Below are 13204 nucleotides of genomic sequence, written 5' to 3' on the forward strand. Positions count from 1 at the left end.
GATGACCGATGATGATCCCAAAGCGTGGCTCTCGGACGTCCTGCGCGGCTACTTGTGCGTCCAGCCAACAGAGTCGCCGACCAGCTGCTGTGGAATTGAAGGCCTCTCAGCAAGCCATCGTCGCTCCCTGACGAGCGTTACCTGCGCTATCTGGGGTCTTCTGGATGCGCACAGAAAAATCACAGCAACGACGCATCAAAGAGCGGCCCCAGCGGAGCTTTCGATATCCGCCGATGCTTGCCTGAAGGCGCTCGCACGCTCTTTTTCTTAGATTTGCGACGTCTCCTTCAATGGCTTCGTCATCGGGAAGTTCAGTTCCGATAGCTTAAAAGGCCAAGATGAGTAGTTGTAGCAGAGCCACGTCTGAAATCCGCGGGCGAGATCGCATCATGAGCTCAGACCCGATAGCGTTGACACATCGCCAAATGATAGTATTATGCACTACTACCATCATCTTTGTGGAGCCTTTCGATGACCTCTGTGTCGACCCCCCAGCAATCTGAGGCCCTCATCGGCCTAACGATGCGTTTCGCTGAGCACGTTGCTTTGCTCAAGTTCGAGGAAATTCCCGCTGACGTCAGCAACAAGGCGAAGCTGATCCTGCGCGATGGCGTTGGTAATGAAATTGCTGCATCCGCTATCAGCGAGCCAGCAAATAAAGTCATCGAGCTTGTCAAAGAGTGGGCCGGCACGCCGCAGAGCACCATCATTGGCCATGGCATGAAAGTGCCGACGCCCAATGCTGCGCTCGTTAATGCGATGATGGGGCACGGAATCGAGCTGGACGACGCGCATGGCTCTGGATTGATAAAGGCCGGTTCCGTTCTCGTTCCGGCAGCCTTTGCAATTTCGGAACTGTCGGGCGCTTCAGGTAAAGACGTCCTCACGGCGGTTGTTGCAGGCTATGACGTGGCAATCCGAATCGCGAAAGCGATCAATCCCGGTCACCGCCAGCGCGGTTATCACACGACTGGAACCGTTTCAGCCATCGGTGCTGCTGCTATGTGCGCGAAGCTTCTGGGCTGCAATGCTGAACAGATCGCCTGGGCCATCGGATTGGCTTGCATGCAGTCGGCGGGCATTCAGTCATATCTCGACGATCCTTGCATGGCAAAACCCTTTAGCCCCGGTAAGTCCGCCTTTAACGGCGTTCTCGCGGCGATCATGGCGAGCCGCGGCTTCAGCGGTCCTAAGAAAGTGCTAGAGTCGCGCGAGGGCTTCTTGAATGCCTTCACGGACAGTGTCCGCCTCGACGACTTGCAAGACAACCTCGGCAAGCATTTCGCGATCATGGAAGTCGGATTCAAGCCACATGCGGCGTGCCGATATGCCCACGGCCCGATCGACCTCGCGCAGGATGCGTTCGCGCTCGACGGCGTGCGTCTCGACAATGTCGATCGTGTTACCGTTCATATGAGCGAGCTTGCGATTCGTCAGGCGTCAAAGCCAAAAGTTACCAACCTCAATGCGGCGATGGGCAGCACGCAATTTAGCATCGCGCTGGCGTTGGCCTCCGGAAAGAATGGCCTGAAGGAATATTGGGACGGCTACAAGCAGGCGGCTGTCCACGAGGGCATGGGGAAGATCGAGTTGCAGAAGGAGGCGGCCTATGGACTGGGCGGACGTCAGGCTCAGATCGACATCGCGCTGAAGAACGGCAAAGTCGTGACTCGCAGCTCCCTCGAGCCGAAGGGTGAACCGTCCAATCCTCTCACCTCCGACGAGCTGGAAGCGAAGTTCTTGGCGATGACGACTATGGTGATCGAAGAGAAGCAAGCACGTCGAATCAGCGACCTCATGATGTCGCTCGAAAAGCAACCCAAGGCCGATGTCGTTCCTCAAGCTGCCGTGGTGGATAATGGGCCGTCGCTTCGAGCAGCATAACGCAAACGTCGATCCGGTCATGCCGTCCGCAATGAATGCGGGCGGCGGAGATCAAATCCCGATCCGCTGCACATTTATGCGCGGGGGATCCAGTCGGGGGGGCGTGTTCCTGGACGACGATCTGCCGCAGGATGAAGTCCAACGGGCTGCCGTCCTGCTCGCGGCGTATGGATCGCCGGACGACCGCCAGATCGATGGTATCGGTGGCGCAGATCCACTGACCAGCAAGGCCGCCGTCGTGAAGTTGTCGTCGCGCCCGGATGCCGAGATCGAGTATACATTCTACCAAGTCGGCATTGATAATCCTTCGGTTTCGACAGGTGGCAACTGCGGTAACATGCTTGCCGCGGTCGGGCCGTTCGCTATCCGTCGCGGTTTGATCGATGCGGTCGAGCCAGAAACGATTGTGCGGATATATAACACCAATACTCGGCAGGTCGTGGTATCCCGCATTCCGGTTCGCGATGGTGAGCCGCTGTCAGACGGCGACTGCGCAATCGCCGGTGTGCCCGATACGGGGGCGCCGATCCGTTTAGATTTCGGCAATTGTGCCGGCGCCGTATCAGGCAAGCTATTGCCCACGGGGCGCGCTCGCGAAGCTATATCGATCGATGGCAAGACCATTGAAGTGTCACTGATCGACGCGGCCACACCATTCGTTTTTGTCAACGCGGTCGATGTCGGGGCAGTCGGCACCGAGTCGCCGGACGCGCTACGCATCAACGAAATGCTAATGTCCCGCTTGGAGCAGGTTAGGGGATGGGCGGCTGTTAAACTCGGTCTGGTGACAGATCAAGCCGAGGCCCGCACCAAAAGCCCAAACATTCCGCGTGTAATAATGGTCTCGCCGCCGAGGTCCTATTCGGCTATTGGTGGCCATGAGGTCGCGGCATCGGACATCGATATCTGCGTTCGGCAGCTCGCCATGCAGCGCCCCCACAAGGCGCTCGCCGTCACCGGTGCGGTGTGTACCGCAGTGGCCTGCTCGGTCCCGAACTCGGTAGTTGCGGCAGCCATCGGCAAGCCGTTGCAGAACGTCCGACTTGGCCATCCGAGCGGCGTGCTGCGAGTAGCCTCGAGTATCGCTCAGGGAGCAAGTGGCCCGATCATCGAGAGCGCGCAAATCGAGCGTACGGCACGGATCATTATGGATGGGGCCGTGTATATTCGCCGACGGAAGTTTGAGGAGCTGGCCGCTGCTCTGGCCAGAAAGATAGCTTGATGAGTGAGATGCAATCGCACGACGATGGCTTTGTTCCCCCCGCGCGCCAGGGGAAACCCCGCAAGCGAGGGATGACAGCGGTTATCGACTACGGTCCGGACGGCTTCGGTTGGACGGGAGAGCGAGGCGTGGCCGATCTGCTTGATTGCGCGGCCGAGTATATCGACTTCGCCAAGATCTATGCGATGAACGCACTGCTTTTGCCAAAACCGGTCGTGCAGCGGATCGTCAAACTGTACCGCGACTCGGGAGTGAACTGCTATTCAGGCGGCATTCTGTTCGAATATGCTTATCAGCGCAACGAAATCGATCGCTTCAGTAGTCATCTGTGTTCGATCGGCTTCACTTCTCTGGAGATTTCGGAAAATTACATCACGCTGAACGACAACGAGCGTCTTTCGTTCATCGAGCGCTTTCAGCGCCTTGGGCTTTCGGTTATCTACGAATTTGGGCGTAAGAACCCCGAGCAGCCGATGCGGATGGAAGAACTTGAAGGTCTCGTCACTTCGTTAACCAATCGAGGCGTCGACCATATTATCGTGGAGCAGTCCGAGATAGACATGGCTGCAAAAAGCGCGCCCGATCTGCTCAAGGCGCTGGCGGCCGCGCCTTGGTTCGAACGAATTTTGATTGAGGCTGATCCGTACCGCTACCCAAAACAACATGTCGGCCTGCTGCAGGATTTCGGCCCGGATGTCAATCTTGCCAATATCGCGCCCGGGCAGGCCCTGAGACTGGAGGGTTTGCGTCGCGGGATAGGTCGCGCTGTCAATTATTCCATTCTCGCCGAGTGATACGCTTAAGTCACAGCATCACTGCGAACAAAGTTCAGCGACGGCAAATGCGGCGCGCAGGAAATTGACGTTGTTTGCAACGTAGGGCCGAGTCCTCGGCGCATGAAGGTGGCGACGTGCTCTATCGTCGCCGCCATTCCGTGCTCCACGCTTGAATGCGTTAGGCTTAGTCGCCAGCTCGGCAGATCGCGCTGTGGTTATCTCCTTGCCAGCCAGGCTGTAGATCGTGTTATTGTCGGGTTTGGCCTCTCGCAGCATGCCGTCCACGATCTGACGTACGCACTCGGAATCTGCGGCGGCCAGCCGGTTTGACTGCGCGCGCAATGGGTGGCGGTCAGCTGCGGAACTTTTGCGAGTTCGTCCCCGTTTGCCAGATAGTGTGCTGGCCGTACTAGTGTCTCTGCACAATTATTATGACTCTTTGGAAGTGTCGGGATAGGCGCGGCCCATTTTGGCGCGGGCCCTGTCTGTCGTGAACATCCATTTGATGCGGGAGCGTGCGGCATTCCTCTGGCGTTCCCAAATGGCGATTTCGCGGCGCAGCCGCTTGGGGTCATCGATCCTGCGATCGAGGCACTGTCCCCGCAAGACGCCGATCTCGATCTCGACCATGTTGAGCCAGCTTGCGCGTTTGGGGGTGTAGTGGAACTCGAGCCGCCGCAAGATCCGTCGGGCTTCGGCAGGCGGGAACGCCTGATAGAGGGCGCCGGCAGAATGAGTCGATAGATTGTCCTGGACGACCCGGATGGTCTCGGCGTCGGATAATGGATGTCGACGAGCTCGCGCATGCATTGGGCGTAGTCTTCTGCCGCGCGCCGCTCGGTGACTTTGACCTTGCGCCAGGGACGATGCACGTCAAGCAGGACGAAGAGACTGACCGTACCGTTGCGACGATACTCGTAATCGTAACGTTTGAGCCGCCCGGGCTCGGCCGGGATTGGCTAGCGCGCCTCGCCGATGAGCTGCACCGGGCTTTCATCGAAGCACACCACCGGCCGCTCGGGATTGGACGGCTTGGCGTAAAGATCCAGCACGTCCTCCATGCGGGCGACGTATTCGCCATCGATCTGCGGAATGCACCACATGTCCTTGCGCCAGGGTTTGAGGTCATTTTCGACCAGGCGCCGCCGAACCGTCTCGTGCGACAGGCTCTTGTGCTCGGTGAGCTTGACCAGCGCACCTGCCAGCAGCTTGAGCGTCCAGCGGGCACGGCCCTCCGGCGGACCGGCACAGGCGGTGGCCACCAGCAAGGCTTCTTCCTTGCCCGTGAGTTTGCGCTCCGCCCCGGGACGCGGCTCTTCGCTCAGCGCCCGCTCCAGATTGCGTTCCACGAAGCGTCGCTTAGTCCGGTACACGGTCGAGCCGCCCACGCCGACACTTCTGGCGATCTCCTCGTCGCCGACCCCGGCATCGGCAGCCAGCAAAATCTGCGCTCGCTTGAGCTTGCGGGACGCATGCTTGCCGCCGCTGAGCAGGGTCTTGAGTTCGGTGCGCTCGACTTGGCTGAGTTTCCTTGATCGAGGCACGCACGTACAACTGAATCGGATGGCCGGCGTGAGTCCTTCGGCAAAAACCTTCACGCCCAAACAGGGGCAATACCTTGCCTTCATCCACCTCTATACGCGGCTGCACCGCAGGGCCCCGGCGGAAACCGACATGCAAGAGTATTTTCGCGTCAGCCCGCCTTCGGTTCACCAGATGGTGCTGACTCTGGAACGAGCTGGCCTAATCAGACGGCAGCCAAGGATACCCCGCGGCATCGAGGTCCTCGTTGATCCCAAGAGCCTGCCGGAGCTAATCTGACCGCCGGACGCGCAACACGTCAAAATCACTGTGCAGAGCCACTAGACCTTCCGGCTTTTTGGCTTCTCGTCGCAATGAGACGCGCTTGATCTGCGAGATTTGAAGCGCAACATTCTGAACTCGTCGACATGGCGGGAGATGTAAAGCAATTTGGAAACCAGGACCAGCAACCAGCGTTTGATATCATGTGAGATCTCGATCATGCTTTGATCTGCGACGAATGGCGCAAGACGCTCTTAGAAGCCAGCTGCGCTCTGAGTTAGCTCAGCAAAAATTGTATCGTACGCTTCACATGACCAACCGAAGTTGCTTTCCGTTTTAACAATGGGAATGCCGATGGGAGCATATGCATTGTGCTGGCGCTTACTCACGCTGCCGTCAAGGGACAGGGCGAGGTCAGCGGTACCGCACTTTGGCCGATAGCCCGCGGCCCTCCCATGGCCGAAGCGGTTCGGTTTCTTTGCCAGGATATACGACAATGCAATAGGGCGCATGCACTAGACACCTTCGAGGTTTCGGCAACCCCCTTCCGCATTGATAATGATGCGAGCAGAGCCAGAAGCAGGATCGCCCGCTTGCTCAACGCTCCTGTCGCTTCGCTGGCTGCGCAAGCACCCTTACAGATCCTGACCGCACTGATCGCCGACGTCTGCCTGTCCGGTTACACGGAAAGGAAGGACCTGCGCTTGCCGAGGACCGCACCAACCTGTCCGAGCCGGACTCAAAGCTGCACCAGCGATTTTAGGCAATCCACGACTACTCGGATTCGGAGTTCGTGAGGAGAACGTCGCGCCTTTCATGCCATAACGCCGGAGGACATTCAGCGGCGTCTATGCCAACGCGATGAAGGAAACCCACTGACCTTCCTACACCAACTAAGCGGCGCTGCTGTCGAGGTCGAACTTCACGACGGGAGCTCGCCGAACGTCGAACCGACACCTTCATCAACCTCGAGCTCAAGACGGTGGAGAATCCTGCTACTTCTCTGAATTGCAAGTCCAGGGCCAAGCCAATAGAGCAAATCTTCCTGGTATTTCCACGGCTTCCGCAACTTAAGCCGGACCAGGAGGCGGCGCAATCGCGCTTTGGCAGGTTTGTGAGCTTGCGGACCGGGTCGACGCCAGGATCGTGCTGTGGACCACGGGCGCGAACGTCTACCCCTACTATAAGCATCCGGCCTTATGCAGCTGCACCATATGCCCTATGACCCAAGCATGGCGTATTTCCGCCGCGAGCCGATCGCGGCGGATGACAGGATGGTGGATCTGGGTGGCAGAAAGTCAAAAAGGCGCATCCATTCGGCAACCGGTAATCCTAATCGACTCAGCAGTCTTAGCTCTGGTCAGCCTCGAGACGATCCGAGTTCGCGACTTGCTCATGATGGTGCGACGCATCTTCCAGCACGTATCGTGGTAGGGAGCTTTCATATCCTCGTGAACGCAGCGGACACTGTTCAGTTACACACCGCGCTGTCGCCGCAGAAGAAGAGAGCAAAACGGTCCCGTTCTAGGCCGCGCTCTTCTTGATCGATATCGATCATTGTAGCCGATGCTGCAAAGGGGACGTTGAGCTTCCGACCTATGTCGTAATGCTTCGACCGCTAAGGGGACGCAAATCGATCGTCCGCCCTTTCTCAATCATTTCCTCCCGCCTGATTTTCTCAACCCCCCATTGGCATGGGGCTTGCTGTCTCGGCATTGCGATCTGATCTTGATACGGAGCGCCTCAAACATGAGCCACGATACGTCAATAAAGCTATCCGAGCGCGAAAAACAATGCCTGCAGTTCGCGGCAGAAGGGAGATCGTCTTGGGCAATTGGGAGGGAACTGAAGATCAGCGAGAATACGGTCAATTATCATAAGAACGCCCTGCGAAAGCTTGCTACGAGGACCCGCGTCCAGGGTATCATCAAGGCGATACGCCTCAAGCTGATCCCAGATCCGTCGCAGGAAACGCGACGAGGATAAGGACTAGCGCGACGTCGAGCTTTTGCGACGTCCTCAAGTCCCGGGAATGTGAACCTCCTCCGATCCCCTGAGGCACGTTGCTCGCCAATGAGCCAAGCTTCGTCGCCCGGGAGATGCTGCTGACCCTTATCCCAAATCCGCTGAGGAGGGCCGTCGGCGGTGCGGACACGGAGAGCAGCAAAGCGGGCTGTCAGCCGACCTTTGGTCCCGCTGCGCCAGCTCACGGCTTTCCATTTGGCGCTGGCCAGCATTTGTTCTGCGCCAATCGACAAGATATCAGGCACGTGGTGCTTTCGTGGTTTCCCGCGGGCTTTGGTAATCGGCCAAATGAGCTTCACATCGACCGGGTACACTTTCAGGTGCCGAGGGATTCCGACAGCCCAGACCAGCCCGCGCTCTGTTAGCCCTAGTCGAAACGGTACGCTGAGACCGTATCCTGCACCGCCAGCACATATCCAAAGCGCACGTTGGCTGCTATCGCGCGGTCAATCTCGGCCAAAGCAATCTCCGGCTTGGACCGTGGCGTTCGATGTTCGACTGGCACGCGAGCGCGCTTCAAACGAGATACGTCGCTTGTCCAACTGTCAGGCAGAAAGAGACGTAACGCGACCATCACGGGCACTTCGCCGCTCGCAAGCGTCAAAGACACCAGTGTCTGGCAATTTGCCGTTTTACCGAGTGCCGAGGCGTATTGAGCCCCAACACCGACCGAGCGCTCACCCTTCTTGGGAAGTGAGGTGTCATCAATAACCAGCACCGCAGCCCTGCCGCCGACAAGTCGATCCGCCTGGTTGAGCAACTCTGTCCCCAGCGGCGTCGCGTCCCAGACACCGTCCGCAATGAAATGGTGCAACTGGTCGTAGGTGCTGGTGGCAAGGCGTTCCGCCATCGGCTGAACGCTCTTACGATCGCCGGGACCGATCAATCCCGCAACATACAGAGGACACATCCGCTGCCGGGTCTTATGACCCAGCCGGTCCAAGAACGGCATCAACCAGCGTTCGAGTTCGTCTTCCCATCCTGGCATGGTCAGCCCTCCAAGAGCCGACCACCCATGAATCATTGAAAAATTGATTCGGGAATCTTGAGGGTTCTGTGAGGTCGCGTGGCAGGCGCGAGCCGCGCGCTCGGTCGTGGGTGCGACCTCATAGAAGCCGGATTGAACGAAGCTGCGGAGTTGTGGGCGCTATGGGAATAGTGCAGCGGGTGCGGCTGCGGGGAAGGCGCGCCTGTGGTCGCCGGGCGTCGGCGAGACGTTCATCGGATGTGAGCGGCCGGATTGATCGGGCCAAGGGCGCGATCCAGCGAGCGATTTGCTGCGCTGGGATGCGTGGCCGAACGATTGGCCGGGTGTTCGGAGACGAGTGCGGCCACGGCGACTTCGGACGTTGCCACCGCGAAGGTGATCACAGAAGAGGTGGATGGTGCAGGCGCTGGTCATGACGTATCACAACGAAACGGATGGTCGTGGGCACGGGCTCGCGGGACGACATCGACGCGGCGCATGGTGCCGCCGCAATGCGGGCAGACGGGGATCTGACATGTGGTGAGGGGATCGTCGCCGGCTTCTTGATCAGTCGGCGCGTTGCGGACAGCAAGGAGTTGACGGCAGAGAGCGATTTTATCGTTGCGTCCGCCATTGGCGAGGAAGCCATAGTGGCGGATGCGATGGAAGCCGTCCGGCAGGGTGTGTAGCAGAAAGCGCCGAATGAACTCATCGGCATCAAGCGTCATCACTTTGGCTTTACGATTCTGCCGATAGTCCTTCCAGGGAAAGCTCACCTTGCCGTCGGCAAGCGAGATCAGCCGACTGTTGGCGATGGCGACGCGGTGCGTATAGCGGCCGAGATAAGCCAGCACCTGTTCGGGCCCGCCAAATGGTGGCTTGGCATAGACGACCCAGTCGGTCCGTCGAAGTTGATTAAGGCGCGCGGCGAATGCAGCGGGATCGGTGAGATGGGCGAGAGCGCCAAAGAAGCTCAGCTGGCCAGCCGCGTAGGCAGCTTGCAGCTCTTGCAGAAACAGGCGGCGGAACAGCCGGGAGAGGACGCGCACTGGCAGGAAGAAGCCGGGCCGGCAAGCGACCCAGCGTGTGCCGTCGAGCGAGGGTCCACCGCCCGGCACGACGCAGTGGATATGCGGATGGTGTTGCAGGGTCTGGCCCCAGGTATGGAGGACGGCAGTCACGCCGAGCTGAGCGCCGAGATGCTTGGGGTCGGCTGCGATGGTGGTGAGCGTTTCGGCTGCGCAGCGGAACAGGATGGCATAGACGACGGCCTTGTTCTGGAAGGCGATCCCTCCGGCGAGGGCCGGCATGGTGAAGACGACGTGGAAATACGGTACGGGAAGGAGTTCAGCTTGCCGTTCGGCGAGCCATTGCGCGCGCGCCGCGCCCTGGCACTTCGGGCAATGCCGATTGCGGCAGGAGTTGTAGGCAATGCGTGTGGCGCCGCAGTCATCGCACTGCTCGACGTGGCCGCCGAGCACAGCCGTCCGGCATGCCGTGATCGCGCCCATGACGCGCCGCTCGACGCGGCCCAGATGCTCGGCACGGGCTTGTCGAAACACTTCGCCGTGGCGGCGGAAGATATCCGCCACTTCCAGAACCGGAGCCATGGCGCCCGCTCAGCCGGGCGGCACGACCTCCAGGTGGAGCCGGTCCAGCGGACTTGGCGTATTGCTGATGGTCTTGGTGGCGACCTGGGTATAGCGCGCCGTGCTGGCCAGGCTGGCATGGCCGAGCAGCACCTGGATGATGCGCACGTCGGCCCCGCTCTCCAGGAGATGGGTCGCGAATGTGTGCCGCAACGTGTGCACCGTCACCGACTTGCTCAAGCCGGCCGCCGCACAAGCTGAACGGCAGGCGGCGTGCAGCACGTTCGGGACGAGCGGACGCTCGTCGTCGCGGCCGGGAAACAACCATCGCTTTGGCCGAGTGAGCCGCCAATACGTCCGCAGAATCCTCAAAAGCTGCGGCGAGAGCATAACGTAACGGTCCTTGCCGCCCTTCCCGTGCTCGACCCGGATCAGCATCCGTTGGCTGTCGATGTCGACAACCTTCAAGAGGACCAGTTCCGATACGCGTAGTCCGGCGGCATAGACCGTGGTCAGCGCGGTACGGCTCTTCAGGCTCGGGACTGCTTCCAGGAAGCGCACGACCTCGTCGGCGCTCAGCACGACCGGAAGTTTGCGCGGTTGGCGCGCATAGGCGATGCGCTCCGGAACGGTGTCATGACCAAGCGTCACACCGTAGAAGAACCGCAGCGCGCACACGATCTGGTTCAGCGCCGGCCAGGACATCCCCGTCGCCACCAGATGAACCTGGAAGGCACGGATATCCTCCAGGTCAAGGCGGTCGGGAGAGCGACCGAAATACCGGCTCAACTTCGCTACGGCGTTGAGGTAGGATTGCTGCGTCGCCGGTGACAGATTGCGGACCGTCATGTCCTCGATCATGCGGCGGCGAAGTGGGCTGATCTCAGCCATCGGAAAACCTCCTGTCTGAAGGGTTGGGCTTCGAAAACCCGCAATCCTCTCAGACAGGAGGCAATCCTTGCTATGCCTCCCTACATGCCGCGCCAGCGGCTTCGTTCAATCCTATAAAACGCGGCAAAATCAACAATCTGCCAAAGTAGTGCTAGGCGCCGTCGATATAACAGTGGCCTGCGCAGGAGCGAGAGGCCTTTGAGGTGGTCGCGGATGGCGTTTGGCTGTTCTGAGACACCAGCAGACTTTAACTTGCAGGCGTTTCTCGGTCGCCTCACCAAGCTTGTGGAGCGGGGTTATGAGAGCGCGTCGGTCAGCTCCGGAACCGCCTGGTAGAGGTCGGCGACCAGGCCGTAATCGGCCACCTGGAAGATCGGCGCGTCCTCGTCCTTGTTGATCGCGACGATCACCTTGGAGTCCTTCATGCCGGCCAGATGCTGGATCGCACCGGAAATGCCGACGGCGACATAGAGCTCGGGGGCCACGACCTTGCCGGTCTGGCCGACCTGCCAGTCGTTCGGCGCATAGCCGGCGTCCACCGCCGCACGCGAGGCACCGACGCCGGCGCCCAGCTTGTCGGCGAGCGGCTCGATGTATTTGGCGAAGTTCTCGCGGCTCTGCATGGCCCGGCCACCAGAGACGATGATCTTGGCCGAGGTCAGCTCGGGACGGTCGCTCTTGGCAACTTCCTCACCGACAAAGGTCGACAGGCCGGGATCGGCCGCGGCAGCGACGCTTTCGACCGGCGCGTTGCCACCGGCAGCTGCCGCCGCAAAGGTCGAGGTGCGGACCGTGATGACCTTCTTGGCGTCCTTCGACTTCACCGTCTGGATGGCGTTGCCGGCATAGATCGGACGCTCATAGGTGTCGGGCGCGACCACCTTGGTGATCTCCGAGACCTGCATGACGTCGAGCAGCGCCGCGACGCGCGGCATCACGTTCTTGAAGCGCGAGGTCGCGGGCGCGACGATCGCATCGTAGGACGGGGCCAGCGAAACGATCAGCGCGGCCAGCGGCTCGGCCAGATCGTGCGCGTAGGCCTCGCCTTCGGCGACCAGCACCTTGGCAACACCAGCGAGCTTCGCGGCGACCTCGGCCGCAGCCTTGGTGCCCTGCCCGCCGCCAGCGACCAGCACGTGGACGTCGCCGCCGAGCTGGGACGCCGCGGTCAGCGCCTTGTTGGTGGAGTCCTTGAGGACCTCCTGTTCGTGTTCAGCAATCAACAACGCAGTCATCAGAGCACCCCGGCTTCGTTCTTGAGCTTCGACACCAGCTCGGCGACGTCCTTCACCTTGACGCCGGCCTTGCGGCCCGCGGGCTCAGCCGTCTTCAAAACTTCGAGGCGCGCAGTGACGTCGACACCGTAATCGGCAACGGTCTTCTCCGCGATCGGCTTCTTCTTGGCCTTCATGATGTTGGGCAGCGAGGCATAGCGCGGCTCGTTGAGACGCAGATCGGTGGTGACGATCGCCGGTCCCTTGAGCTTGACGGTCTGCAGGCCGCCGTCGACTTCACGGGTGACCTTGAAGTCGGAGCCTTCGACCTCGAGCTTCGAGGCAAACGTCGCCTGCGACCAGCCCAGCAGCGCAGCCAGCATCTGGCCGGTCTGATTGCTGTCGTCGTCGATCGCCTGCTTGCCGAGAATGATCAGGCCGGGCTGCTCTTCTTCTGCAACCTTCTTGAGGATCTTGGCGACGGCGAGCGGCTCGACGGTGCCTTCGGCCTTCACCAGGATGCCGCGATCGGCGCCCATGGCAAGACCGGTGCGGATCGTCTCCGACGCCTGCGCCGGTCCAATGGAGACCACCACGACTTCGGCCGCCTTGCCGGCTTCCTTCAGGCGCAGCGCTTCCTCAACCGCGATTTCGTCGAAGGGGTTCATCGACATCTTGACGTTGGCGAGTTCAACGCCCGATCCATCGCCCTTGACGCGGACCTTGACATTGTAATCGACCACCCGCTTTACCGGCACTAAGACCTTCATCAGGGTTTCCTCAACAATTGCAGCAGTTGACATCTGTTGAAGGATAGTATCTCATGCTACTAC

General features: G+C 60.1%; 8 protein-coding genes and 2 pseudogenes. 4 read left to right on the top strand and 6 right to left on the bottom strand.

What is annotated here, in order from left to right; translation table 11 throughout:
* Positions 1-471: 471 nt before the first annotated feature.
* From QY049_RS14645 to QY049_RS14655, 3 genes are read left to right on the top strand one after another with little or no spacing between them, the layout of a single operon-like run.
* Positions 472-1884 carry an MmgE/PrpD family protein gene (locus tag QY049_RS14645; RefSeq protein WP_128929697.1) on the top strand — a complete coding sequence of 471 codons (1413 nt, stop codon included), beginning with the start codon at positions 472-474 and terminating at the stop codon, positions 1882-1884.
* Positions 1829-3106, top strand: coding sequence for a 2-methylaconitate cis-trans isomerase PrpF family protein (locus tag QY049_RS14650; RefSeq protein WP_206733161.1), 1278 nt, complete (start codon positions 1829-1831; stop codon positions 3104-3106). The genes QY049_RS14645 and QY049_RS14650 overlap by 56 nt, the downstream gene beginning before the upstream one ends.
* Complete coding sequence (locus QY049_RS14655) at positions 3106-3900, top strand: phosphosulfolactate synthase (protein ID WP_206733162.1); 795 nt, start codon at positions 3106-3108, stop codon at positions 3898-3900. Before QY049_RS14650 ends, QY049_RS14655 begins: the two co-directional genes overlap by 1 nt.
* Positions 3901-4311: 411 nt before the next feature.
* On the opposite strand, the pseudogene QY049_RS14660 reads toward QY049_RS14655, so the two are convergent.
* Positions 4312-5426 (bottom strand): annotated as a pseudogene (locus tag QY049_RS14660) (IS630 family transposase).
* A gap of 2008 nt (positions 5427-7434) precedes the next feature.
* Between QY049_RS14660 and QY049_RS14670 the strand changes: the two are divergent.
* Positions 7435-7671 (top strand): response regulator transcription factor, encoded by a 237-nt coding sequence (locus QY049_RS14670; protein ID WP_128929695.1) that lies wholly within the window; start codon positions 7435-7437, stop codon positions 7669-7671.
* Positions 7672-7733: 62 nt separating this feature from the next.
* Here the strand turns inward: QY049_RS14670 and QY049_RS14675 are convergent.
* The 5 genes and pseudogenes from QY049_RS14675 to QY049_RS14695 all read right to left on the bottom strand — a co-directional run.
* Positions 7734-8734: pseudogene (locus QY049_RS14675) on the bottom strand (IS701 family transposase); the annotation flags it as partial.
* Positions 8735-9108: 374 nt separating this feature from the next.
* Entirely contained in the window at positions 9109-10287 is a 1179-nt protein-coding gene (locus tag QY049_RS14680) for an IS91 family transposase (RefSeq protein ID WP_128955091.1), read from the bottom strand.
* Positions 10288-10296: 9 nt separating this feature from the next.
* Positions 10297-11157 (bottom strand): site-specific integrase, encoded by an 861-nt coding sequence (locus QY049_RS14685; protein ID WP_128929693.1) that lies wholly within the window; start codon positions 11155-11157, stop codon positions 10297-10299.
* 296 nt (positions 11158-11453) lie between these two features.
* Positions 11454-12392, bottom strand: a complete 939-nt coding sequence (locus tag QY049_RS14690; RefSeq protein WP_128955090.1) for an electron transfer flavoprotein subunit alpha/FixB family protein — start codon at positions 12390-12392, stop codon at positions 11454-11456.
* Positions 12392-13141, bottom strand: coding sequence for an electron transfer flavoprotein subunit beta/FixA family protein (locus tag QY049_RS14695; protein WP_128929692.1), 750 nt, complete (start codon positions 13139-13141; stop codon positions 12392-12394). Before QY049_RS14695 ends, QY049_RS14690 begins: the two co-directional genes overlap by 1 nt.
* Between the last annotated feature and the right edge of the window lie 63 nt (positions 13142-13204).

It is taken from the genome of Bradyrhizobium sp. WYCCWR 13022 (assembly GCF_030435535.1).
In the GTDB taxonomy this organism is placed as follows: Bacteria; Pseudomonadota; Alphaproteobacteria; order Rhizobiales; family Xanthobacteraceae; genus Bradyrhizobium.